The organism is Nostoc sp., assembly GCF_036919815.1.
Taxonomy (GTDB): Bacteria; Cyanobacteriota; Cyanobacteriia; order Cyanobacteriales; family Nostocaceae; genus Nostoc.
Window position 1 is genome coordinate 14,098 of record NZ_JBALCE010000065.1, and the last position, 24,915, is coordinate 39,012.

Below are 24,915 nucleotides of genomic sequence, written 5' to 3' on the forward strand. Positions count from 1 at the left end.
CGAATCGAGGCTTGTTATGTTTAGGGCATTTTTGAGAAAGTTTTAATTTAGGGGTTGAGCATAGTTGCATACCATACCAGAGTTACCAGAAAGAGTCTAGCGAGGAGGATTAGGAAAATGCAAGGTTGGTTATCCAAATTCATCCACCGCAAACGTCGTCGGTTTTGCGCTTCTCTGGTGCGGACTTATCGAGAGATTAGTTCTGCTTCTGTAGATGAACTGTGGCAAAAAGTCGCTGACTTAACAGATGTTTCCTGGCATCCACTACTTAAGAGTACTAATGTGCCCTACGGATTAGTACCCAAACCAGGATTAATTTTTCAGGCTGTAACACGCTTTTCGCCGATTCCCATCCAGATTTTTGTGGAACGCGTCAATCCTAGAGAGATGCTGAGTATCCGAGTACTGGCGATTCCTGGAATCGAGGAACGGGTGACTTATCAAGTAGAGTCAACCGTTTGTGGTACTTGTCTGTCTTATTCTGTAACCCTACGGGGTTGGTTATCGCCCCTGATTTGGTCTTTATCCCGTCCTTATGCCGACCGCGTAGCACGGTCTTTAGTCGAGGCAGTAGAAAAAACGGCATTGCCAACGGTATCTGGTAAGAAAAAATCTATTAATGATAGTTGTTTTGATTTTTAGAATCCCTAAATAAAGTTAAGATTCTATTAGGTGATAATGCAATTTACTAAGTTTTGTTACGGCAGTAACAGTGAAAACACTAACCTGACCTTACTTAAGAAAGCATCCAGTTAATAGCTAAGATGTTCGCCACGAGTGTATTTCTTTATTTTCAATTTTGAATTTTGAATTTTTATGTACGATGTCCTTGATTCTCAATCTGTCTTAGAAGTATTGCGACCAGTGGAAGACCCAGAACTCCGCAAAAGTCTGGTAGAACTGAATATGATTCGCAACGTCAAAATTGACGCTGGCAAGGTTAGTTTGACTTTGGTATTGACCACTCCTGCCTGTCCTTTACGTGAATTTATCGTTGAAGACTGTAAGAAAGCTGTCAAAAAACTCCCAGGCGTTACAGATGTCAGCATAGAAGTGACGGCAGAAACACCGCAACAAAAAAGTTTACCTGATGCCTCCGGCGGGCTAAGCCAACGCACTGGCATTTCTGGCGTGAAAAATATCATTGCTGTTTCCAGTGGCAAAGGTGGCGTTGGTAAAAGTACAGTGGCGGTGAATGTAGCAGTGGCTCTAGCTCAAACTGGGGCGAAAGTCGGCCTGCTAGATGCTGATATTTATGGACCCAATGACCCGACCATGCTGGGTCTAGCTGATGCTCAAATTACTGTGCGTTCCACTGAAAAAGGTGACATCTTGGAACCTGCTTTTAATCACGGTGTCAAATTAGTTTCAATGGGCTTTTTGATTGACCGAGATCAACCAGTAATTTGGCGGGGGCCTATGCTCAATGGTGTAATTCGCCAGTTTCTCTATCAAGTTGAATGGGGAGAACTGGACTATTTGATTGTAGATATGCCACCAGGAACTGGAGATGCTCAGTTAACTTTAACCCAAGCAGTCTCGATGGCAGGGGCAGTAATTGTCACTACGCCGCAAACTGTAGCCTTGTTAGATTCTCGTAAGGGATTACGGATGTTCCAGCAGATGAATGTCCCAGTATTGGGAATCGTGGAAAATATGAGCTATTTTATACCCCCCGATCAACCAGATAAGCAGTATGACATCTTTGGTTCCGGTGGTGGCTCCAAAACAGCCACCGAATTAGGAGTGCCACTTTTGGGGTGCGTGCCGCTAGAGATTTCTACGCGAGTTGGTGGTGACAGTGGTGTGCCGATAGTTGTTGGTGAACCAGATTCGGCTTCGGCAAAAGCATTAACAGCGATCGCTCTCACCATTGCTGGTAAAGTATCAGTTGCTGCCCTGACATAAATTAATTTTCAAATCTCAAAGCTAAGTCTAAACTGGCACAATGTTGTTAAAACGATCTCTCCCCAAAATTGGCTGGAAGTCTTGGGTTAAGCCCTGGCAATCTGTAGATTGGCTACTATTTTGTTTGCCGATAGCTATCAGCATCTTTGGCGGCATGATGATCCTCAGTACGGAACTGAAGCAGCCAGTAACTGACTGGTGGTGGCACTGGATGGTAGCGGCTATCGGCGTAGTCATAGCCCTATTTTTATCTCGCACCCGTTACGAAATCTTGATGCGGTGGCACTGGGTAACATACGCACTGACGAACTTCAGCTTAATCGCTGTGATGATTGCTGGTACTAGCGCTAAAGGGGCGCAACGATGGATTAGTATCGCTGGCTTTAATGTGCAACCCTCAGAATTTGCCAAAGTCGGGATGATCATCACCTTAGCAGCTTTGCTACACAGGCGTAGTGCTTCTAGCATCGAAGGTGTTTTCCGTGTTCTGGCAATTACTGCTATACCTTGGGGATTAGTATTTTTGCAGCCAGATTTAGCAACATCACTGGTATTTGGTGCGATCGTTTTAGGAATGCTTTATTGGGCAAATGCTAACCCAGGCTGGTTAATTCTAATGATTTCTCCGGTGGTTGCCGCCATTTTGTTTAGTATATCTTGGCCTTTAGCAGAGCCGATAGTTTTATTTAAAGGATTATCTTTTGGGCCCTTAGCTTTTGGTCCATTAGGGCTAATTTGGTCAGTTGGGATGGCGATTGTGGGCTGGCGAACTCTCCCCTGGCATCGATTTGGTTTCGGCGCTATTAGTGCCTGGAGTCTGAATATCTTGGGTGGAGAATTAGGAATCTTCGCCTGGAACCATATTTTGAAAGACTATCAAAAAAATCGGTTAACTGTATTCATGGACCCCGATCACGATCCCCTCGGTGCTGGGTATCACTTAATCCAATCTCGTATTGCTATTGGTGCTGGTGAAATTTGGGGATGGGGTCTGTTCAAGGGGCCAATGACGCAACTTAATTTCGTACCGGAACAGCATACAGACTTTATTTTCTCCGCAGTGGGCGAAGAATTCGGTTTTTTTGGTTGTTTGGTAGTGCTGTTTGTCTTCTGCTTGATTTGCTTACGTCTACTGCATATTGCCCAAACAGCCAAAGATAACTTTGGTTCATTGTTGGCTATTGGCGTTTTTTCCATGATCATGTTTCAGGTGATTGTGAACGTTGGCATGACTGTTGGTTTAGCGCCTGTGGCGGGAATTCCCCTACCTTGGATGAGTTATGGGCGTTCTGCGATGCTGACTAACTTCATTTCCTTGGGAATAGTAGAATCAGTAGCAAATTTTCGACAAAGACAGAACTATTATTGATTCGTCATTGGTCATTATACAATCCTCAGTTCGTGACGCTCTGCGAACATCACCCGCTCATAATCCCTACCCTACCTTGTCTGCGACACGCGGCGCTAACGGTTGAGAGTGGCGACTTCCGCGATACCATTAAAAGTAAACAAGCGAGGCTAAAAACATGATCATGCCTGGAGCAACTGTTCGCGTCAAGAATGCCGCAGATACCTATTATCGCTACGAAGGACTCGTGCAACGGGTCAGTGATGGCAAAGTAGCCGTATTATTTGAAGGTGGTAATTGGGATAAATTAGTTACCTTCCGCCTGAGCGAATTGTCAGTCGTAGAAACCATAGCTGGACGTAAAAAAGCCAAATAATATTAGTTAGGAGTGAGAAGTTAGGAGTTAGGAGTTATGATTCCTCAACTCATCACTCATAACTCTTAACTCCTAACTCAGCCCTGTTATGCGCCTCCCCCTACCACAGTTTGCCATTAGCGATCGCCATCCCAACCACATTGCGGAGGTGATTGAGACTACTACTACTGAATTTTTAGCCCAGTGTTTGGAACCAAAAGATTTGAGCTTTCCCTCGATGCCACCCTTTGGTAGTTGGGTTTGTTCTGTAGATGAAGAATCTGGCAACCAAATTTTTGCTGTAGTCTATTATGCCACAACTATGCCCATAGATTCCGTACACCGAGCGAGAGCCTTGGGGTTGTCTTTGCAAGATTTACGCGAGGAACAACCGCAAATATTTGCGATGCTCAGAACGGAATTCCGGGCTGCGATCGTGGGATTTGAGCAGTCTTCCCAGAATCGAGGTTATAACCAAAGAATATATCAATATCTACCACCCCGCCCCCCGCAAATTCATCAAGCTGTTTATCGCTGCGAACCAGAAGCGATCATTAAATTTACTGAAGAACTAGATTTTTTGCGGACACTGCTTTGTATTAACAATGCGCCAATAGAGTCTTTGACCGCAGCTGTGATTCGAGATGTATACCAGTTACGCAAAGCTGACCGAGAATGGCTAATTAAAGCTGGACGTAACTTGAGTGTGCTACTTAAAGACGACTACGATCGCTTGCGGTTCATTTTGAGTCAAATCCATCCGTAGGCAGTTAATTCTGAGATAATTGCCTAGTTAGTGTAAATTAAGATTTCTGATTTTTCCTCAGGTGGCTTCTCCATTTATCGATCAAGAGATCGGCCCCAACGGTAATCGCAGTTTTACCATAGCCCCTTCAATTCCTACCTATGGAACTCATATCACAAGTTCTTGTTCTGGAACCAACTTCCCAAGTTCTTGGCAAAGAACCAATTGTTCCCTTTGCTATTTTGCTGGTGGTGATCTTAGTTATACCGATCATATTTGAGCGGCTAAGATTACCAGCATTAGTGGGTTTGGTTTTCTCAGGGCTAGTACTTGGTCCCTCAGGCTGGAATCTATTTCAGTCTGACTCGCCGATGATTAAGCTGCTATCAGACATTGGGTTAATTTACTTGCTGTTTGTCGCCGGGCTAGAAGTTGATCTACAACAGTTGCGCCAAAGAAAAAGTCGTGCCTTTGGGTTTGCTAGCTTGACTTTCAGTGTACCCCTGGCGATCGCAACCTTAGTAGGGCTGATTTTAAACTGTGGCTGGAATACATCAATCTTAATTGGCTCTTTATTCGCTTCCTATACCCTTTTGGCATATCCGATAATCAGCCGTTTGGGAGTCATAAACAACGAAGCTGTTAGCGTCACCATTGGCGCGACGATTTTTACAGATATTGGTGCAGTGCTGATCTTAGACGTTTGTCTAGCCGTCGATCATGCTGGAGCATTCAGCTTTGCGAAACTACTCACCTTGTCGGGTTGGTTAATTATTTACTCTGTTGCCGTTGTCACAGGCTTTGATTGGGCAGGCAAAGAATTTTTCAAACGGTCTGGAGACGACGAAGGAAACAAGTTTTTGTTTGTGTTGCTTTCTGTGTTTCTGGCGGCTGTGGGCGCTCAATTGATGGGGGTAGAAAAAATTGTTGGTGCTTTTTTAGCAGGTTTGGCGGTGAATGAAGCTGTGGGTGCAGGCCCAGTCAAAGAAAAGGTAGTATTTATTGGCAGTGTGCTATTCATTCCCATTTTCTTTGTTTACCTTGGCTTAATGATCAATCTACCCGCCTTTGTGAACAACTTGGCGACGCTGAAGTTAACGCTGTTGATGATCGTCGGTTTGATTGTCAGTAAATTGATCGCAGCTTTGTTGACAAAATTAGTTTACCGCTATAACTGGCAAGAAATGCTCACGATGTGGTCGCTATCACTTCCCCAAGTTGCGACAACCTTAGCAGCAACGTTAGTGGGATATCGGGCTGGGTTGCTGCGACTAGAAGTATTACACAGTGTGATTATCTTAATGCTTGTGACATCAACCTTGGGGCCGTTGATCACCAGTCGAATCGCTGTTGGTTTGAATTCCTCAGCAGCCGAAGATCCAACACCACCGCTATCTGACCAAAACGCACCAGAAACAGACTGTGCTTTTACTATCGTTGTACCTGTGTATAATCCTCAGACGGAACAGTATTTGATTGAGATGGCGGCGTTATTAGCGCGTCAGTCTAAAGGCAAAATTATACCCCTGGCGATCGCAACTGCTGCCGCTCACATGGATGCACCACAGTTAGAAGCGTCTCTACAACGAAGTGAGTGGTTATTAACAAAAGCCACGGCACACAGTCAAATATTCGGGGTGGCCGCAGAACCAATGCTGCGAATTGATGATGCCTTTGCTCAAGGAATTAGCAGAGCTGCTCGTGAACAAAAGGCTAATTTAATTGTTATGGGTTGGGGTAAACGGACTGGGTTACGAGCGCGTTTATTTGGGAATGTGATTGATGGTGTGCTTTGGGCATCCCATTGTCCAGTAGCAGTGACACGTCTAGTAGAATCACCGAAAAAAATTCAGCGCATCTTAGTACCAGTAGAAAATTTAACAGCACCGACATTACAGCCGATACAATTTGCCCAGATGTTGGCAGAGGCAAATCAAAGCCACATTACTGTACTGAATGTGTGCGATCGCCGCACTAGTTCCAGTAAAATTGCTTGGAGGCGATCGCATCTCTCCCTATTAGTATCTAAATTAGCTTTGGGCAATACCCCAGAAATTCAAATTATCGCTCATGAAAATGTTGCCCAAGCAATTTTGCAGGCAGCACGATTATATGATTTAGTCGTTTTACCTTTTATACGTAATCGTACCAGTCCTGGAGGGTTAGCCATTAGCGATGTCACAACCCAGTTAGCCAGACAACTCACCTGCTCCATTATCATGCTTGGAGAACCGCAACGCACTCAAACCACAAATGTAGTTATGTCGAACACGGTTAGCAGCATTATATCTGCTGTATGATTGAGTGGACTTGGATTGCGTTGGCGTAGCCCGCACTTCGGCAAGTGGCTCAGGGCATTAAAACCTCACCCTCGCTTTACCCAAGGGTAAATCTTTCCCTCTCCGTGAGTTCGGAGAGGGACAGGTTTTGCGTAGCAGAACCAGGGTGAGGTTTTTCAAGATTTTTGGGTAATTCGATGACTTGTATGTACAATAAATCGCACATCGCGTGTACTAACCATAAAAAGGCTCTATTTTATTGAAGATTTGATGAACTTGATCTGGAAGACTGACAACTTTGAGACTAAATTTGGTATTTTTCTAATTGAATTCTTAAGCAAAAAGGATAAAAATATCACAAAATTATATCCGTAGAAGAATAAGTAAGTTCAACAGCACTTTTTGATTGAGCCTTGTTCTTTTTTTTCGTTTTGTATTTTTGTCTCCAAGCTGGGTAATCTAAAAGTAAGTGCAATAGCTACTGAAAATATTTGTAAGTAACTGGGAAACTATGAGAATTTTGGTGACGGGCGGTGCTGGGTTTATTGGTTCCCATCTTATCGACCGACTAATGAGCGATGGGCATGAATTAATATGCTTGGATAATTTTTACACTGGTCATAAACGCAACGTCCTTAAATGGTTGGGTCATCCGTACTTTGAACTGATCCGCCACGATATTACCGAACCAATTCGGTTAGAAGTGGATCAAATTTATCATTTAGCTTGTCCGGCTTCTCCGGTACATTACCAGTACAACCCAGTTAAAACCGTTAAAACTAACGTGATGGGAACGCTGAATATGTTAGGACTGGCTAAACGTGTGAAAGCGAGGTTTTTCTTGGCTTCAACTAGTGAAGTATACGGAGATCCAGAAGTTCATCCGCAACCTGAAGAGTATAGGGGTAGCGTCAATCCCATTGGGATACGTTCATGCTACGACGAAGGTAAAAGAATTGCTGAAACTCTAGCATTTGATTACTACAGGCAGAATAAAGTTGATATTCGAGTTGCTCGGATCTTTAACACTTACGGGCCGAGAATGTTAGAAAACGATGGTCGGGTGGTGAGCAACTTTATAGTTCAAGCCTTGCGCGGTAATCCTTTAACTGTATACGGTGATGGTTCGCAAACTCGGAGTTTCTGCTACGTTTCCGATTTAGTGGAAGGATTCATCCGCCTCATGAATGGGGACTACATTGGCCCAGTAAACCTGGGTAATCCTAGTGAATACACGATTTTACAATTGGCACAAGCTGTGCAAAACATGATCAACCCGGATGCCCAGATTAAGTTTGAGCCACTACCTTCGGACGATCCTCGACGTCGCCAGCCTGATATTACAAAGGCAAAAACTTGGTTAAATTGGGAACCAACCATTCCTCTGCAAGAGGGGTTAAAACTGACAATAGAAGATTTTAGCGATCGCATGCAAAGCGATGTCAATAATTTAACCGCCTAAGGTGCGCCTAGCGTCGCTTTGAATTTTCATGCAGGCTCACCCGATGGGTAGCTAGTATGCTTAGTGGCTGAGTTTACTGCCAATGTGTAAGTGTTAAATTGAGAATTTCTTTTTGAAGACTAACCCAAAAAAAGCGAGGAGCTAAAAAATGCGTGTTTGCGTGATTGGTACTGGTTACGTTGGTTTAGTTACAGGTGCTTGCTTGGCTCATATTGGACATGATGTAATTTGCGTAGACACCAACGAAGAAAAAGTTAAGTTAATGAAGTCTGGCCAGTCCCCAATTTTTGAGCCGGGACTCTCAGAAATTATGCACTCTGCCATTGAAACAGAGAAAATTCATTTTACTACTGATATCGCTGCCGGAGTCGCTCACGGGGAAATTCTATTTATTGCAGTGGGAACACCACCTTTACCCACGGGTGAAAGTGATACTCGTTACGTCGAAGCTGTAGCCCGTGGGATTGGGGAAAATCTCAACGGTGGTTATAAAGTCATCGTGAATAAATCTACAGTACCCATTGGCTCAGGTGACTGGGTACGGATGCTTGTTCTAGATGGTATCGCTGAACAGCAGAAAACATTGGTACCCGCAGGTGGGGTATCGAGTGATGAGAGATTACTTCAGGTTGCAGCCGAGTTTGATGTAGTCAGCAATCCAGAGTTTTTGCGCGAAGGTTCGGCAGTTCACGACACCTTCAACCCCGATCGCATTGTACTAGGAGGCAATAGTCAAAGGGCAGTAGCCTTAATGCAACAACTATATGCCCCAATTGTGCAACGCAAGTTCGCTGAGGATCAATCTTTACCCCCTGTGCCAATTCTGGCAACAGACTTGAGTTCGGCGGAGATGATCAAATACGCCGCTAATGCCTTTTTAGCCACTAAGATAAGTTTTATTAACGAGGTTGCTAATATTTGCGATCGCGTTGGTGCTGATGTCACCCAAGTAGCCAAAGGTATCGGTCTAGATTCCCGCATTGGTAACAAGTTTTTACAAGCTGGTATTGGTTGGGGCGGTTCCTGCTTTCCCAAAGATGTCTCAGCTCTGATTCACACTGCTGATGACTATGGTTATGAAGCCCAGCTAATGAAAGCTGCTGTCAGTGTCAACGAGCGCCAGAGGTTGATTGCTTTGGAGAAACTCCAAAAAGTTCTGAAAATTCTCAAAGGCAAAACAGTCGGACTACTCGGACTAACCTTTAAGCCAGATACCGACGACTTACGCGACGCCCCAGCACTCATTCTAATTGAGCAACTAAACCGACTGGGAGCCAAAGTCAAAGCCTACGACCCGATTATTTCCCAAACAGGTATGCGTCATGGGCTTTCTGGTGTGTTAGTAGAAACCGATGCTGAAAGACTTGCTGATGGCTGCGATGCTTTAGTACTCGTCACCGAATGGCAACAGTTCAGCACTCTCGACTATGTGAAGATGGCAAAATTGATGGCTCACCCCGTTATCATCGATGGTCGTAACTTCCTCGACCCCGAAGCAATGATCCGGGCTGGATTCCAATATGTAGGCGTGGGAAGATAGATACGCGATTAATCGCGTCTGTACAGGAGTTAGGAATAATTAATAAAAATTAATTACAACCCATAATCAATAACTCCTAACTCGCTTCAAAACCTAAACATTTAAAGTACCGCCTAGATGATTCTAGGCGGTATTTAATTTGTTTAAAGCTTCACTTTACTTGGCGTTTTTACGTAAAAGCATCATATCAAGCGCTATGTGGAATACGCTCAATTTCAGCATATCCACTGAAAATAATTTTTTGACCCTGAGTTTCTAATCGGTTGAGCCTCATTTTCACTCCATCGAGGTCAAAGCGATCCAAATCGACCATATTATCTAAAATTTCTACCAGCGCCACGCTCAAGGTTTGCGAAATTTCCCGTTGCGCTTCTGGCACTTGGTCAAGTTCAATTTTCGGATCTTTGAAAGAAACTCGCCGCCGTCTTTCTATGCCTATAGTTAGAATCATGCTCAGGGGTACAAGTTCGCCATTGTTTAAATCTGCTTTTGCTACAAGATGTAAGCGATTTTCAGGTAATAGCTGTACCTGAACTTCCGTAAAGGAGACTGGTTCTCCGCCAGATAATTCTGTCAGGGATGGTACGGTGAGGTTAAGCAGGCGTTTTTTCACCAGTTCCGCACTAAAGGCTTGGTTGATGCCTGCTTCTGATAAGATTACTTGAGCGATCGCTTGAGTGGGTTGCTTGAGATTGAGTTTGCCACTTAAAACTGAGCCAAAGTCAATAGCCACCGCATCGGTTTCAAAAGACATCTCCTCTACCGCGAAATCTTTCCGAATCACCAAGCCACGACCGCTCATTTTGAAACTATCAATGCTGCCTTGCAACAGTTTGCTGGAGGGGTAGCAGCGCACAAAGACTTCTACTGACTCGCTTTGGGTAAACAGATGGCGAATCGTTTGGCTGGCGACTGTGTTGAGCATTCGCTCTCCCCAATCTGTGCCTTTAGGATCTTGTAAACCAGTAAGTCCGCCGAACATGTGGTTTTGGGTCTCTAGAAGTTCTTTGTACTTTTGTAACAAATTGTCAAGAATACAGCAAGCGATCCCCATATTAATTGTGCTGATGGGTAGGTATAGGATCGCTGATGGTTAAAACTTCAATGTATTAAATGTTACTTTTGAGCTTAAGAGTGGGAATAATTGAATTAAGTTATCGATAAGATTCTCACCAGTACTAAGTATGATACAGCTAAATATTCTAGAACTTGCCAAGCAGGGCGATACAAACGCGATTAACACTCTGGTAAGTCAGTGGTTAAATTTACCCATAATTACGCCAAAAACTAGTTTCAAGCAAAATTGTCTACAGATAATGCTGGAATCAATTGAAGTTCCAGCACAACAGTTAGTAGTCCCGGTTATTTGTGATGGATTAATTAGTTTAGGCATCCAATCTTTTAAGAGTGTCAAAATATACGGTAGAGTAACAGGTGAAGATTTTCCCGACTGGCAACAAGAAATTGAATTACAAGCATTAGTAAATTCAGATGTATTAACACCTAAAACACAGATTGATGTGGAATCTTCAATTGCCATTACTAAAAAGAAAAAAGATAATAAATTAACTGTAAAAAAATCATCTTTTTGGGATTCATTGTTTGAAGCAGTAGCAGAAACAGCCGAAGTAGTTGGAGGTGCTGCCGTTCATGCAGGGCAAGCTGTTGCAGGAGCGGCTGTAGATATTGGCGGTGCGATTGGTGGCGCAGCTTTTCAAGGAACACAAATAGCAGGGCAGGCACTAACAATTGTTGGCAATAATCCCCAATTGCAAGTAGCAATAAAATCTCTAAATAAAGATTGGTTAAACCCTTTAATTGAACAGGTTGATTTAGTTAAAGTCGAGGCTTCTGTCAGAAAGTTACAGAAAGAACATCCAAATGAACAGCCAGCAGAAATTGCTCATTATATTATGCTGGAAAAAGCCGTTTTAGCAGGAACAACAGGGTTTGCTAGTAGTGTTGTACCAGGACAAGCAGCTGCAATGTTTGTAGTGGATTGGGCTGCTACATCTGCATTATCAGTGGAGTTAGTCTATCAAATTGCTGCTGCCTATGGAATGGATTTAAACGATTCCGATCGCAGAGCAGAAGCAGTAGCAATTTTTGGTTTAGGGGTAGGAGGAAAAACAGCAATCAAAGCAGGTTTGGGTTTACTCCGAAATCTGCCAGTAGCGGGAGCCGTCATTGGTGCTAGTTCAAATGCAGTAATGATATACGCACTAGGTTATGCTGCTTGTCAGTTTTATCAAGCAAAGCAGAATCCATTAACTTTAGAAGCAACATTAGTAGATGCTCAACTAGAGAGTGTAAAATTTATCGAAGCTGCTATCTCCCAAGAAAAGATTATGGATCAGATTTTAGTTTACATTGTCTTAGCGGGTAATCCAAATAAATCTTGGAAAGATATTTTGCTAGAATTACAAATTGCTAACCTTAGTCCTGAGTCAATCGAGGCGATCGCAGCTAATATAAAATCACTACCATCTTTAAAAACTTTACTTGAGCAAATTAATAGTGATTTCGCCGTACCTCTACTGGCGCAATGTCAAAAAATTGCTGATCTAGACGGAGTAATTACGCCACAAGAAGCTAAGGTGTTAGAAACGATTAACACAAAGTTAAACCGTGATTTAGCTGCAATCAAATAATCTGAATATGGCGGTTAATATTTCTTAATCAAAGGCGATCGCCACCTCTACAAAAAAGTGCGATCGCCTCTCTGCTAATCATGAAGCTATCTGGTAAATTGTAGTTCAATATCTCAGTTCAGGAATTGGTTTGCCCTCTACTTTGGCAGCATCGAACCATGCTACCTTTGCTTGCAAGACTTCACGAAGCGCTTCTTCTTCAGTTGAACCAAATGCTGAACAATATTTCAGATCAGGAATATCAGCAATATAGCCCTCATCTTCTTCGCTATAGAAAATATTAATATGATAGTGTTTCATCCTTCATCCTCCAAAGTCGCCATCTTTATTAGCAACCAAGTATCGCCACCAAAATACGCAGCAAGTCCTCTATGTCAGCAGGAACACGATATAAATTGAGGTCTTGAGTTATTTGTTTACTTTCTCGATTCAATAAACCAAATTGCCAAATATCCCCTGTAGAAACAGCCCCCTGTAAATTTGCCTCTTGAGAATCAGTCCACGCATCAATAGCAATAAGTTCTACAGCAAGTTGGGTAAAGCCCCTTGCCAAATCAGCATTTTTAGCTTCCACAACTAAGAGTTTATGGGCTGCATGGAGATAATAGTCAAGCGAACCTTTTAACTGTTCTGTAACTATCAGAGGATATTCTATTCTAAGTTGGGCGCGGGTGTAATGAACAACATCCAATAAAATTGGGGCAATTAGTAACTCTCTGCGGGCTGCTTCACTAGTCAAACTAATATATGGCAAACTCTCCTCAATTCTAGATTTGAGATTTGCAAGTCTGTCTAATTCAATGTTGGATTTTTGTTGATTGAGAGAGGAACGTTTTAAAGAATAGCCAAATTCAGCCAGTATATCTTCTGGCTCGAATGCCATCTCAAAATAGCTTCTGAAAGTGTATGAGTTATTTGGTTGGAGGATAGGAATTTTGCTCATAGCTGCACGATTAAACCTGCATCTGCATCAGATTTTCAAAAGGATGCTGATTTTTCCATCGGTAAGCATTAAAATCTCTAAAATCTATCGACAAAATTCTTCCATGTCCCAAGTGTTCTGCTAAAACCACTAGCGAAGCATCGGCAAGATCCATTGGTAAGTTCGCATATTTTTCCATCAGTTCACAAATACGTTTACCATGATGGGGTTGCAAATCAAAAACCGTAAAGACCCCTAAAAATAAGTTATTGATAAAACTTACTTGGGCGCGATCGCCCATTGTTGTTAAGAGTAGATAGCAAGTTTCGGTAACGACAGGCCAAGTCGTAATTAGAGGTTCGTTGAGATTGGCAAGTACCATTATTGCTTGAGTGTGGTACGAGTCATTGCGATTTGCCAATGCTAACCAAAAGCCAGTATCAACGATAATCATACTTAGCTTTTAAGCCATCTCTCAAAATTGATTTGTAATTTACAGACAGCTTGGGATCTGCCTCGCCGCAACCAATAAAGCCTGTTTCGGTGAGCATCGAGAAAGGATTCTTTTGCTGCTGAAGTTGTTGGTAGTACAATTCCAGGGCAGACTTAATCACATCTGTTACAGCCTGATTAGTCTGCTGTTGAATATAAGCTAGTTTGTCAGCATACTCTTCATCTAATCGCGCATTAATTCGCATCGTTAGGTTCGCTTGTCATACGATTTGTATGACAAACCTAACATACCTCCTACCTCGTCAACAACTTCCGCCGCAAATTATCCAACGCTGCATTCGCACTCACATGACGAATTAAAGCTCGACCTCGCGCTGCACCAAACTGATACTCAAAGCTTGCCACTTCATCCTTTGGCCCAGCTAAACCAACGTAAACTAAACCCACCGGCTTAGTATCTGTCCCTCCAGTTGGGCCAGCAATTCCAGTGATACTCAATCCCCAAGTTGTTGCAAGGCGCGTTTTCACCCCAACAGCCATTTGCTCTGCAACGATCGCGCTTACCGCCCCAAATTTATCTAAATCTTCTGGGTTAACCCCCAGCAGCCCAACCTTCACCGAATTATCATAAGAAATTACTCCACCCCAAAAGTAATCAGAACTTCCAGAAATCTCGGTCAACATTTGCCCTAAACTGCCACCAGTGCAAGATTCTGCCACCGAAAGCGTTTCTTTTGATGCTCGCAATAACTGACCGACCACGGAAGCAAGGGTATTATCATTGACACCATAAAAATCTAGTCCGGCGATTTCTTTAATTTGTTTCTCAATGGGTGCAATTAGGGCTTCTGCTGCTGCTTCTGAAGTTGCTTTAGCAGAAACTCGCAATCTTACTTCCCCCTTACCTGCATAAGGGGCTACTGTGGGATTTGGCAACTTCAAATAGGAAGTAACTTTTTCCGCCAAAGCCGACTCACCAATACCCCAAAACTTTAAACTCCGGCTGTAAATAATTTCTTTACCCCAACCTTGACTTTTGAGAAATGGCACGGCTGTTTCTTCCCACATCAGGTGCATTTCACTAGGAACACCAGGAAAGGTAAAAATCGTGATTTCAGGGCGGGGTTGCCAAATAATACCGGGTGCTGTTCCACTGGGATTGGGTAGGATTTCTGCACCTTGGGGAATCAAAGCTTGCTTGCGATTACTTGGTGACATAACCCGACCACGTTGGGCGAATTTCTGGGTTATGTCTTCGATGATGTCAGAGCGTTCTACTAACGGGACTTTAAAAAAATCAGCGATCGCTTCGCAGGTAAGGTCATCTGGTGTCGGGCCGAGTCCACCAGTGAAAATGAGAATTTGCGCTCTGGAAATAGCAATTTCTATAACTTGCTTCAACCGTTCTGGATTATCCCCAACCACTGTTTGATAGTAATGGGGGATACCTAACTGCGCTAATTGTTTCGCCAAAAATTGAGCATTGCCGTTGAGGATATCTCCTAGCAGCAGTTCAGTACCAACACAAATAATTTCTGCACTCATTGGATTGGGTAAAGGGAGTGGGCGGTGGGGAGTAGGGAGTAGGGAGTGGGGAGTGGGGGGAGCAAGGGGGGAAATAACCAATGCCCAATGCCCCATGCCCCATGCCCAATTATGCTAAGGCTGGTACTGGAATTTCCAGGTGAGGATATAAGGGGAAGCGATCGCACAATGCTGCTACCCGTTGCCGACAATTTTGGGTAACTATGTCGGAATCTGGAGAAAGCAGGCGATCGCTAATAATATTTGCAATCTCGGTAAATTCTCCTACTCCTAAGCCGCGCGTGGTCATTGCCGGTGAACCTAACCTCAGTCCACTGGTAACAAATGGCGATTGTGGATCAAAGGGAACTGTATTTTTGTTAGCAGTAATATTCACAGTACTAACTAGCTGATCCGCCTGCTTACCAGTTAGACCGATAGAGCGTAAATCCACCAACATTAAGTGGTTATCAGTGCCATCAGAGACAATCTTTAAACCCCGGTTTTGCAGTTGTTCTGCCAAAGCACGAGCATTTTCAATCACTTGGGCAGAATAGGTCTTAAACTCAGGCTTCAGGGCTTCTCCAAAAGCTACTGCCTTACCCGCAATGACGTGTTCCAATGGCCCGCCTTGGTTGCCAGGAAAAACAGCTTTATCTAGCTTTTTACCTAGTTCTGCGTCGCTGGTCAAGATTAAACCACCTCTAGGACCGCGTAAAGTCTTATGTGTAGTTGTTGTTACTACATGACAATGAGGAATGGGATCAGGATGAAGACCACTAGCAACTAAACCAGCAATATGGGCAATATCGGCAAGTAAGTAAGCGCCGACTTCATCAGCAATGCTACGGAACTTTTCAAAGTCAATTATCCGAGAATAAGCGGAATAACCACAAATCAGCAGCTTAGGACGCTCCCTCAGCGCCAGCTCCCGAATTTGGTCATAGTCAAGTTGTTCTGTTTGTTGACTGACACCGTAATGGCTAACTTGAAACCACTTACCTGAAACATTTACAGGTGAACCGTGGGTGAGATGTCCCCCATGAGACAAATCCATCCCCATAATTTTATCCCCTGGTTGCAGGAGCGAGAGGAATACTGCAAAATTGGCTTGTGCGCCAGAATGGGGTTGCACATTCGCATGAGCAGCACCAAATATCTGTTTAGCGCGGTCGATCGCTATTTGCTCGATTTTGTCGATAAACTCACAACCGCCATAGTAGCGTTTACCAGGTAATCCCTCGGCATATTTATTTGTCAGTACCGAACCTTGAGCCGCCAGGACAGCAGCAGAGGTAAAGTTTTCACTAGCAATCAACTCCAAGTGATCTCGCTGACGCTGTAGTTCGTCGTTGATTAACTCTGCGATCGCCGGATCAGTGGAGGCAAGAAAGTCTGAATTAGTCCTAGTCACTTCAATTATCCTTATGGAAATTTGTACAACGGCTGATTTTGGTTGGATACAGTACCTAACAGTCCACTTTCAAGAGTCCAATGATTTTTGACTGCTCTACAGAGGCGATTAATCGTCTCCGTACTATTGAAGTTTATTTGTACCAACTTATTTATTATAAGGACGTTGCTTTTTGAAACTGCGCTAAATTGAGCGTAATTGCGTAGGCGTAGCCCGTCGGAGACATCGCTCCTCTGTGGGACAAAAAGCGCGAAAAAGCTAATTTCTGTGCGTAATCCAACGCTTGCGGAACATGACTAAGAAGTTCTACGCTGGAAAACTTAAGCAGTCAGTATTTTTGACGAATGAAAAATTGTTTGAAACTTACCTTTGACGGCGGAAAAACAGCATTAGCGATTCGAGTTGCTCAACAAGCCGAATTACCAGATGCTCTTGAGGGAATAGGGCTTGGCGGTTCGCGTTCTATTTTAGTAGTGGTGGGGGGTGCAAGTAACATCAGTGAAGCCGATTTTCTCCGCATCCAACGGTTGTTTACGGAAGTTTTAGCCCCCATCGCCGAAAGTTTGGGGGCTTATGTTGTGGATGGAGGTACGGATGCGGGAGTCATCCAATTGATGGGTAAGGCTCGTACCCAGATAGGTGCTAAGTTTGCTTTGATTGGTGTAACACCTGAAAACAAAGTGGCTTTACCTAATCAAGAAGAACCTGTTGCTGATTTGACACCCTTAGAGCCAAACCATACTCATTTTGTACTGGTTCCTGGGAATAATTGGGGCGACGAGTCTTCTTGGATATCTAGCGTTGCAACTGTGCTGGCTAATAACGCACCTTCTGTAACTATACTTTTGAACGGTGGTGAGATTACCTTTGAGGATGCCTTTTCTAGCGTTAATATTGGAAGGTCAGTTGTTGTGATTGCTGGTAGTGGTAGAACCGCAGATATACTTGCAAATGCCTTGCGGGGACAGGCTACTGATGAGCGAGCTAAAAAGTTAGCTAAATCTGGTAAATTACAATATATCGACTTAATCGATATCGAGAATGGAGTAGAAAACTTAGGCAAAATAATTAAGGATTTACTTGATAATCAGGAGTGAATAATGGCAAAAAAAGATAGTTATCATGAATTTTTAAAGGAAGATTTTAATAAGTTGTTTGAAGGTATGAAGTTAGGCGATGTCCAAAGACATTTTTTGCGATCGCGCTGGTTAGACCAAGTACTCTGGATGGAAGCCAAGGCGAATTTCTCGCGCGATCGCCATTATCTTTTGCGGATCACAACTATTGTTGGTGGTGTAATTCTGCCAGCATTGGTAAGTCTAAACATTAACTCTACTATAAAAGTTAACAATATTGAAACTAATACTAGACTCAGGGATGTGATTATTTGGTCAACTTTTGGTTTGAGTCAAATAGTTGCCATTAGTGCTGCAATTGAAGAGTTTTTTCACTATGGAGAACGTTGGCGACACTATCGCCGTACAGTCGAATCTTTGAAAAGCCAAGGGTGGCAATTCTCACAGTTAACAGGGCCTTATCGTAAGTATACAAGCCACGAGGAGGCGTTTAATCTTTTCGCAGGTCAGGTTGAAGATATTATTCAACGAGATGTGGAAATATATGCTACTCAAGTTGTACAAGAAAAGAAAGAAGAACCACAGAGTCAGGAAAACCAAATAGTGATCCCAAATACAAAGATAACCAATTTGGAAGAGAATAAATAGGAAAACTAAAATCTGGAAAACAATATATAGCATAAGTTTGGAGTAAAATTTTCTCTATTTACCTCCATTTTCAAGAGGGTTAGGAACGTGGAATGCTGGCGGGGAAAAAACGGACGAAGTGCAAAAAGTCGTTATTTGTAAGTCGCCCCACCATTTACCTCAAAACCGGAGAGAAAATCGAGGTTCTTATCGAAGAACTGGAAGATTATCTCGAACAAAACGAAGACAATATTCAGGTGCAGAAAGTTAAAAGTTGTCGCTGTCAGATTCGGGTAAAAGCAACCTAACCATAAAAAGTTAGGCTTCTTTCTTCCGTTGCTCCAAATGTTCGCGGAGTGCTATTTCCACAGAGGGATCATTTAACCCTTTTGGTGGTGGATATACCTTGGCATTTGGGTCTTGAAATCTTTGTAGGTAAATCGAAACAGCTTCGTCATCCTCCCTATGCTCAAGAATATATTGGCGAAACTCCGGGCGGGTCATTGTTGCGAAATCGGGGTTGTTCATACAAATATCCAGTATCCGTTTGGGTAAATTACGATTTCTATTTCTTGCCCTGCCAGGACAACCACATTGCGTATGCGCCTGTCAAGAGTCGCTAAATTTACCGATACATACATTTTAGTCAAATCAAAATAGACTTTTAGCTGTTCTCTCGTTGGCATATCCTAAAAGCACCCCTCACCGATTCTTTAATCAAATTACCGCGATTGGTACTTTACTCTGGATTAGAATAAGTTGCAATTCTAAGCTCGACTTTATCCAAAATTAATAACTTGGATCTCTTGTATCGGCAAAACCCTAGCTTTTTGGCAAAAACTTTTTCCATATCACTGATTTTAGGTGAAAACTAAAAAGTAAAACTACGGTCATACAAAGCTTTCAGCGTCAGCTAAAGCGTTGCCAAAAAATGGATAAAGTCGAGCTAAGAGGATGTCTGAAAACTTTTTTTGTATACACCTAACCCTTGGATATCCCCCTAAATCCCCCTTAAAAAGGGGGACTTTAAGACTCTTATTCCCCCCATTTTAAGGGGGGTTAGGGGGGATCAACAAATATTTGATATTTCTCAGATATTCTCTAAGTATTGTTGGGGTTTAGCAGTATAGTTATACTGTGGCAAAAAATCATTGAAGAAAATCTCCATCGTTTTTTTTAAACCCTCAGCAACTTTCTTACCTATTTGGTAGGTTTGATCAATGATGCTAGTAAAAACTTGAAATAATATATGAAAAATCTATCTTAAAAGGTAGATACACCGATGCTAACTCAAAAAGCTGACCCTTAAATATTTGACAAATTCTTGGATTTGGTTATTGGGAAAGGTATTAATTTTCAACACCATTTCAACTATGTAGAGCGCACCAAGCAAAAAAGTTATTAATACCAAACAATATCTGATTAGTAAGATATTATTTACAGGTGTGAAAATTGTATCTCTTGGATTCTGTTGTGACCTCTTTTCCTTGCCAAGTAAAAAAACTGTATAAAAGCGCTTTTTAATGAATGGGATAGAAAGCCTGATATCCACAGCATGACGCTTGCTAACCCGCTCTTTAAATACCTTTTGTAATTCTGTCAATTGGGCATCGGTAAAGGTAGCTGCTACTTCCGGAGGAATGCAGGCGAAAAACTGTTGTAGAAAAGTGTCATTTTTGGACGAATATTTAGTCAAACGCTTTTTAGACATATTGTTTTTATTTTATTGTCAGTGTGAATAAGCTTTAAAACATTGGACTGTGTTGATCATCCCAACACTTTTGATTACGCCAAGTTCTGTTAGTGTGTTCGCATTCAGATTTATCAAAAATCCAAGGAATAGATGTAGGAGATGTAGGGGAAGGCGAAGTCGAGATAGAAGTAAGCGAAGTAAGTGAAGACCATAAAAAAGGGAAAATAGTTAAGCTACAACTCAATAAAATGGTTAAAAATCCTGTTAAAAATATGATATTGCCTGTATTGAAAAGAGGATATTTGCCTTTTTCATATAGCAAGCGCTGTTGGGAACGACGTTCCGAACCTGCTAATAAAACTAGATAAAATCGTAGTCCGGGAATAGGGACTGAAACTCTTATATCTAAAAAATGACTCGCCCCAACTTGAGAGCCGAAACCCCTTTGTATGGCTTTTATTTGCTCATCAGTGAAAGAGTTTGCTATTTTCGGACTAATCTTAGAAAAAAGCCGTTCAAAAATAGGATCAATATGTTCTATACTTTTCATAATTATAGTTGACTATATGCGAACATTCTAAAAATAACCCAATTTTTTAGCTTCGTCTTTGATATTTCCACTGAAAAGCGATCAATTTATAAGTTTATATAAATGATTGGTTGACGGTTTAATTACTTAATTTTAGACGTTAATTGACTTGAGATATTTTGAATTGTTCCCTAGAGTTGAGTATAAAAAAAGTTTTGATAAATTTTAGGCGATCGCAATTAGTAATATCTGGCAATCCGCTTGGATGAAGTTTTAACCCAAACGGTATTGCTCAATAGAGTTCCTGACAAAAATCCGAATAAAAGCAAAAGGTCTAATCTCAGCCAACACGTAAGGGTGCAAAGATGTGCTTTGCACCTTTATCTAAAATTACGATCCAACCTTGGGTACAGTATCTCCAGGACCTGCGGTGACAATTACCAGATTTTCCGGCTTAATTAAATCCTCAATAGCCTGTTGCATCTGAGCCATAGTCACTGCTTGAATCTTCTGGGGAAAGTCTCGGATTTCTGATCGTGAAAGTCCCAAGACAGCATTATCCAAAATGATGCTTGATACATCACTGGGATTAGCTAAATCCACGGGGTAGCTATTGGTAATTGAGCGTTTTGCCGCGTTGAATTCAGCCTCAGTTACACCTTGTTCGCGTAACTGTTTGAGTAAAGCCAGAGTACTGGCGATCGCTTTTTGGGTATCAAGAGGAGCAGTCTGCATCTGAATCAAGAAGGGTCCTGGATTGATTCCGGCGGCAAAAGCACTATAGATCCCGTAGGTTAGACCTTGGCGATCGCGCACTTCCGTACCCAAGCGGCTCGATAAGGTATCACCACCCAAAATTTGATTCAGCACCAGGGCTGCATAAAAACGCGGGTCTTTCCGAGCGATGCCGTTGTAGCCGATGTAGGTAACAGCCTCTGTTTTACCAGGAATTACTTTGTTTAAACGTGTCAAAGTTTGTGGTAATGGCACGGATGCTATTTTCAGTACAGGTGGCTTACCTGTGGCTTGCCATTTGCCAAACGCCTCATTTAGCAAAGCTTTTACCTGAACTGGCTCAAAGTCTCCAACTAAGGCGATCGTTGTGCTATCTGGTCGGTAGTGTGTTTGGTAAAAGCCAAGCAAATCATCACGAGTAATGCTCTTTAAGCTCTCAAACGTGGGAAAGCTATGGAATGGATGATTTTCTGGGTAAATTGCTTGCTGAAATAGTTGTCGTCCCAGCCCTCTGGGGTCATCTTGCTGGACTTTGAGACTTGTCAACGCCCTCTGGCGACTCAGTTGTAACTGGTCGGCTGGAAAAGTGGCGTTTTCTAACACATCTGCCAGAGTTTGAATTAATATCGGCAGGTTTGCGGAAAGTCCTTGACCACTAATGCTAACTCCTTCGCGGCTAGCACCGAAGTTTAAGTCGGCTCCTCGGTCTTCTAAGGTTTTTGCCAAGTCCAAAGCATTTTTAGTCCGCGTCCCATTCATTAAGTTGTTCGCAGTCAGATTCGCTAATCCAGCTTTTTGATTGCCGTCAAATTCACTACCGGCATTAAGTTGTCCATTCAGGTTAATGGTGGGGAGATTGCGATCGCGCAAGAGCAGAACCCGCAAACCATTATTTAAGGTAAACTCTTCTGGTAGTGATTGTTTGCCCGAATCTGTAGCTGATGTCGCAGGTGGGAGATATTTGGCCAGTTCTGCTGGATCTACAGGTTTACCGGGGCTAAAATTTTCCACCGTGCGACTAGAACCAGCGTTAGAAGTTCCTGGTTTACCATCTGGTTGAGTTGGCTCAAAGAAGCCGATGGTTTGTTTAGCTGGATTTAAGTAAGTTTTTGCTACTTCCTGGACTTGATCTGGGGTGACTTTTGCGATCGCTGCCAGATACCTTTCAATAAAACGATAATCGCCGGCCACAGTTTGGTTATATCCCAGTTGGCTAGCCTGACTAGTGATGTCTTGATTACCCAAAATATACGAGGCTTGCAGTTGCGTCTTCGCTCGGTTTAATTCTTCTGTAGTAACTGGCTGCTGTTGCAATTTTGCTAAAGATTCCTGGAGCACCTGGGCAATTTTCCCCAACTCTTGACCCGGAGCCGCCGTAGCATTAATTTCATACCAACCCGGTTCGATGAGTTCGGCTGCACCGCCACTCACTGAACTAGCGAGTCCAGATTCCACCAAAGCTTGGTAAAGTCTAGAGCTACGTCCACCTGTGAGAATCGCATCCATCACATCAATTGTCGGCACATCAGGATGGTTGATATCTGTTAACGGATACACCGCTTGCAGCAGTGCCGCACTTCCAGGTTGCTTCAAAACGATCGCCGCTTTTTTAGCAACAGAGGTAGGAGCAGTTACCTGGGCGGAATTTTTAGCTACAGCCGTCTTGGCTCGTTTTGGCAACTTACCGTAAGTTTCTTTCACAACTTTGAGTACAGGTTCCGTGGCAAAATCCCCTGTAATTACCAGTGTGGCATTTTCTGGGCTGTAGTAGGTTTGGTAATAATTCCGCACCTGCTCCACCGTGAATTTCTGTACATCTGCTTTTGTGCCTCCTACAGGTAAGCCATAGGCTCTGCTAGGGAAAGCATCTCGCATCACTGCCCGACTCAGACGATACCCTGGTGAATTTTCGTACCCCTGTAACTCGGAGATCACCACCCGCTTTTCACTTCTGAGTTGCTCAGACCCAATTAAAGAGTTTTCCATGCGATCGGCTTCCAGTGTCAACAATGCTTCGAGTTTGTCTCGTTGCACTGTGCCAAAGTAAGCTGTTTCGTCATAACTAGTAAAGGCATTGAACTGGCTACCCAAAGCACTAAACAACCTGCCAAACTGCACTGGACGGTCAGTTGTACCTTTGAACATCAAATGTTCTAGCTGGTGAGAAATGCCATTCTCTCCCTTAACCTCGTTACGTGAACCAACTTTATACCAAACTTGTACGCTCACTACCGGAGCGGTATGGACTTCTTTGGTTAGCACTGTTAAGCCGTTGTCCAATACCGTTTTTTGTACCCCTTGGGTGAATGAGAGAGCAGATACAGGTGCGACTGCTGTCGGTGTTGCAGCATTGGTGAAATTGCCCGAAAAAGGCACAATACTTAGCAGAAGGCTGAGTAAAAACCCGATAAGCATATATGAGCGTAGCTTCATAAGCAATGAGAAACTCAAAATCCCTAATTCTAAAACAGAACCTAGTACCGTTTTGAAAAAGTCAAAAGACTTAACATTTCAGCTTTTTCACCATTTTCAATGGTAGCTTTATTTCTGCGGTTGAGTATTAGGGACTAATATTTTTTTTACTCAGCATTTTTCAATACAGATGTGACTTGAGGCACTATCACAAATTATTGCAAATATATTAACAATGGTTGCAATGTGTTGCAGATCACAAGCTTTTCGGAATATCTACCTCTACAATTTAGTTTGATTCCTATTGTTAATCCCATCATAGCCAAGCATCTCTGCCAAACTAGTAATGACTTTTTGAGATATGCAAACAAGAAACTTAATTGGATCATTCACACTAGGTATATTGTTAACAACAATACCTGTATTATCAGCTAATGCCTTAGAAGTAGTACCGAACTTGTACCAGTTTCAAGGGAAGAATGTCAGCATTACTTACTCAACGACAAGCTTTATTGGCAAGCCCCTTTTAACCTATAAAGATCAGCAACAGACATTAAACTTTACAGGTAATGAGCAGATCCGTAGTGTAGAAACAGAAATTGGTACACTAGTGACTGTGACTATCCGTAAGACAGTAGATACTGGTAACACTTTGTTTACCTTGGTATTACCCCGTGTAAATCTTGGAAACAGCAACTCAGCCCCAGTTGAAACTAAGGGAATCACAACAACAAACCGCTTTTCTGTGATTCCTCAATTCAACCAGGGGCAAAGACAAACTTATACAATAATCCCTTTAACTGGTACAGCTCAATCTGTCGCATTTTAACTACACAAGAAGGATAAGGATTTAAACTTCTTGCTTAGATGCAGGAAAGCGGTAAAAGTAAAGGTAAATAACTGTTTACCTTCACCCTTACCGCTTAACCTTATTCCTTTTTAATTTGGCATCTGAGTCATAATATCCTTTGATCAAAAGCCCAAAAGTAGATTAGCGATTGATTACAAGAGATTTACCAACTTGTCAGTTTAATGAGCGATCGTATTTATAGAGTGATAATTATTGATGCCACTGGGTAGACGAGTTATGGTTCGCCATTTTGCGCGAGGAATGGTATTCAGTGTCTAGCCCCTGAATATACAGCAGTTATAATAAAAACCTTTGAAAGGTGACTTATCAGCTTATTATCGTTATCGCTGAGGTGAGTATCGGATTATTTTTCAAAGTCTCTCTCCTTGTAG

The 24,915-nt window shown here is 42.7% G+C and carries 25 protein-coding genes; 13 read left to right on the forward strand and 12 right to left on the reverse strand.

Annotated features, from left to right (window positions below; genetic code table 11):
• Nucleotides 1–117 precede the first annotated feature (117 nt).
• The 8 genes from V7K15_RS15625 (at nt 118) to V7K15_RS15660 (ending at nt 9,637) form a co-directional block, all read left to right on the forward strand.
• Entirely contained in the window at nt 118–642 is a 525-nt protein-coding gene (locus V7K15_RS15625; protein WP_334906420.1) for an SRPBCC family protein, read from the forward strand.
• A 174-nt stretch (nt 643–816) separates the two neighbouring features.
• Complete coding sequence (locus tag V7K15_RS15630) at nt 817–1,908, forward strand: Mrp/NBP35 family ATP-binding protein (RefSeq protein ID WP_334906422.1); 1,092 nt, start codon at nt 817–819, stop codon at nt 1,906–1,908.
• A 40-nt stretch (nt 1,909–1,948) separates the two neighbouring features.
• A complete protein-coding gene (gene rodA / locus V7K15_RS15635) occupies nt 1,949–3,277 on the forward strand; it encodes a rod shape-determining protein RodA (protein WP_334906424.1) in 1,329 nt (442 codons plus the stop codon).
• Nucleotides 3,278–3,434: 157 nt separating this feature from the next.
• Nucleotides 3,435–3,632, forward strand: coding sequence for an NAD(P)H dehydrogenase subunit NdhS (locus tag V7K15_RS15640; RefSeq protein WP_334906426.1), 198 nt, complete (start codon nt 3,435–3,437; stop codon nt 3,630–3,632).
• Between the two features lie 88 nt (nt 3,633–3,720).
• On the forward strand, nt 3,721–4,377 hold the full coding sequence (locus tag V7K15_RS15645; protein ID WP_334906428.1) for an HAS-barrel domain-containing protein: 657 nt from the start codon (nt 3,721–3,723) through the stop codon (nt 4,375–4,377).
• A 140-nt stretch (nt 4,378–4,517) separates the two neighbouring features.
• Entirely contained in the window at nt 4,518–6,656 is a 2,139-nt protein-coding gene (locus V7K15_RS15650; protein ID WP_334906430.1) for a cation:proton antiporter domain-containing protein, read from the forward strand.
• A gap of 490 nt (nt 6,657–7,146) precedes the next feature.
• Nucleotides 7,147–8,097: a UDP-glucuronic acid decarboxylase family protein gene (locus V7K15_RS15655; RefSeq protein WP_334906432.1), complete on the forward strand. Its 951-nt coding sequence runs from the start codon at nt 7,147–7,149 to the stop codon at nt 8,095–8,097.
• A gap of 148 nt (nt 8,098–8,245) precedes the next feature.
• Nucleotides 8,246–9,637 carry a UDP-glucose dehydrogenase family protein gene (locus tag V7K15_RS15660; protein WP_334906434.1) on the forward strand — a complete coding sequence of 464 codons (1,392 nt, stop codon included), beginning with the start codon at nt 8,246–8,248 and terminating at the stop codon, nt 9,635–9,637.
• Nucleotides 9,638–9,824: 187 nt separating this feature from the next.
• On the opposite strand, the gene V7K15_RS15665 is transcribed toward V7K15_RS15660, so the two are convergent.
• On the reverse strand, nt 9,825–10,619 hold the full coding sequence (locus V7K15_RS15665) for an LmeA family phospholipid-binding protein (protein WP_334906567.1): 795 nt from the start codon (nt 10,617–10,619) through the stop codon (nt 9,825–9,827).
• Nucleotides 10,620–10,821: 202 nt separating this feature from the next.
• Between V7K15_RS15665 and V7K15_RS15670 the strand changes: the two genes are divergently transcribed.
• Nucleotides 10,822–12,288 carry a hypothetical protein gene (locus V7K15_RS15670; RefSeq protein WP_334906436.1) on the forward strand — a complete coding sequence of 489 codons (1,467 nt, stop codon included), beginning with the start codon at nt 10,822–10,824 and terminating at the stop codon, nt 12,286–12,288.
• Nucleotides 12,289–12,393: 105 nt separating this feature from the next.
• Here the strand turns inward: V7K15_RS15670 and V7K15_RS15675 are convergent, their stop codons facing one another.
• The 6 genes from V7K15_RS15675 to glyA form a co-directional block, all read right to left on the reverse strand.
• Entirely contained in the window at nt 12,394–12,588 is a 195-nt protein-coding gene (locus V7K15_RS15675) for a type II toxin-antitoxin system HicB family antitoxin (RefSeq protein ID WP_334906437.1), read from the reverse strand.
• A 28-nt stretch (nt 12,589–12,616) separates the two neighbouring features.
• A complete protein-coding gene (locus V7K15_RS15680; RefSeq protein ID WP_334906438.1) occupies nt 12,617–13,231 on the reverse strand; it encodes a hypothetical protein in 615 nt (204 codons plus the stop codon).
• A 10-nt stretch (nt 13,232–13,241) separates the two neighbouring features.
• Nucleotides 13,242–13,664 carry a type II toxin-antitoxin system VapC family toxin gene (locus tag V7K15_RS15685; protein ID WP_334906439.1) on the reverse strand — a complete coding sequence of 141 codons (423 nt, stop codon included), beginning with the start codon at nt 13,662–13,664 and terminating at the stop codon, nt 13,242–13,244.
• Complete coding sequence (locus V7K15_RS15690) at nt 13,651–13,908, reverse strand: CopG family transcriptional regulator (protein WP_334906440.1); 258 nt, start codon at nt 13,906–13,908, stop codon at nt 13,651–13,653. The genes V7K15_RS15685 and V7K15_RS15690 overlap by 14 nt, the downstream gene beginning before the upstream one ends.
• Nucleotides 13,909–13,957: 49 nt before the next feature.
• Nucleotides 13,958–15,208 carry a competence/damage-inducible protein A gene (locus tag V7K15_RS15695; protein ID WP_334906441.1) on the reverse strand — a complete coding sequence of 417 codons (1,251 nt, stop codon included), beginning with the start codon at nt 15,206–15,208 and terminating at the stop codon, nt 13,958–13,960.
• A gap of 109 nt (nt 15,209–15,317) precedes the next feature.
• Complete coding sequence (gene glyA, locus V7K15_RS15700) at nt 15,318–16,601, reverse strand: serine hydroxymethyltransferase (protein ID WP_334906442.1); 1,284 nt, start codon at nt 16,599–16,601, stop codon at nt 15,318–15,320.
• Nucleotides 16,602–16,957: 356 nt separating this feature from the next.
• Between glyA and V7K15_RS15705 the strand changes: the two genes are divergently transcribed.
• From V7K15_RS15705 to V7K15_RS15715, 3 genes are all read left to right on the forward strand, one after another.
• Nucleotides 16,958–17,698, forward strand: a complete 741-nt coding sequence (locus V7K15_RS15705; protein WP_334906444.1) for a hypothetical protein — start codon at nt 16,958–16,960, stop codon at nt 17,696–17,698.
• 3 nt (nt 17,699–17,701) lie between these two features.
• Entirely contained in the window at nt 17,702–18,325 is a 624-nt protein-coding gene (locus tag V7K15_RS15710) for a DUF4231 domain-containing protein (RefSeq protein ID WP_334906446.1), read from the forward strand.
• A 92-nt stretch (nt 18,326–18,417) separates the two neighbouring features.
• Nucleotides 18,418–18,612, forward strand: coding sequence for a hypothetical protein (locus V7K15_RS15715; RefSeq protein WP_334906448.1), 195 nt, complete (start codon nt 18,418–18,420; stop codon nt 18,610–18,612).
• Nucleotides 18,613–18,622: 10 nt separating this feature from the next.
• Here the strand turns inward: V7K15_RS15715 and V7K15_RS15720 are convergent, their stop codons facing one another.
• The 5 genes from V7K15_RS15720 to V7K15_RS15735 all read right to left on the reverse strand — a co-directional run bounded on the left by V7K15_RS15720 (nt 18,623) and on the right by V7K15_RS15735 (nt 23,676).
• Entirely contained in the window at nt 18,623–18,832 is a 210-nt protein-coding gene (locus tag V7K15_RS15720) for a DUF6887 family protein (RefSeq protein ID WP_334906451.1), read from the reverse strand.
• Nucleotides 18,829–18,990 (reverse strand): DUF6888 family protein, encoded by a 162-nt coding sequence (locus V7K15_RS29995; RefSeq protein ID WP_442949679.1) that lies wholly within the window; start codon nt 18,988–18,990, stop codon nt 18,829–18,831. Before V7K15_RS29995 ends, V7K15_RS15720 begins: the two co-directional genes overlap by 4 nt.
• 599 nt (nt 18,991–19,589) lie before the next feature.
• A complete protein-coding gene (locus tag V7K15_RS15725) occupies nt 19,590–20,015 on the reverse strand; it encodes a hypothetical protein (RefSeq protein ID WP_334906453.1) in 426 nt (141 codons plus the stop codon).
• Nucleotides 20,016–20,049: 34 nt separating this feature from the next.
• Complete coding sequence (locus V7K15_RS15730) at nt 20,050–20,547, reverse strand: hypothetical protein (RefSeq protein WP_334906454.1); 498 nt, start codon at nt 20,545–20,547, stop codon at nt 20,050–20,052.
• A 369-nt stretch (nt 20,548–20,916) separates the two neighbouring features.
• Nucleotides 20,917–23,676 carry a M16 family metallopeptidase gene (locus V7K15_RS15735; RefSeq protein ID WP_334906456.1) on the reverse strand — a complete coding sequence of 920 codons (2,760 nt, stop codon included), beginning with the start codon at nt 23,674–23,676 and terminating at the stop codon, nt 20,917–20,919.
• 358 nt (nt 23,677–24,034) lie between these two features.
• Between V7K15_RS15735 and V7K15_RS15740 the strand changes: the two genes are divergently transcribed.
• Entirely contained in the window at nt 24,035–24,502 is a 468-nt protein-coding gene (locus tag V7K15_RS15740) for a hypothetical protein (RefSeq protein WP_334906458.1), read from the forward strand.
• Nucleotides 24,503–24,915: the final 413 nt, after the last annotated feature.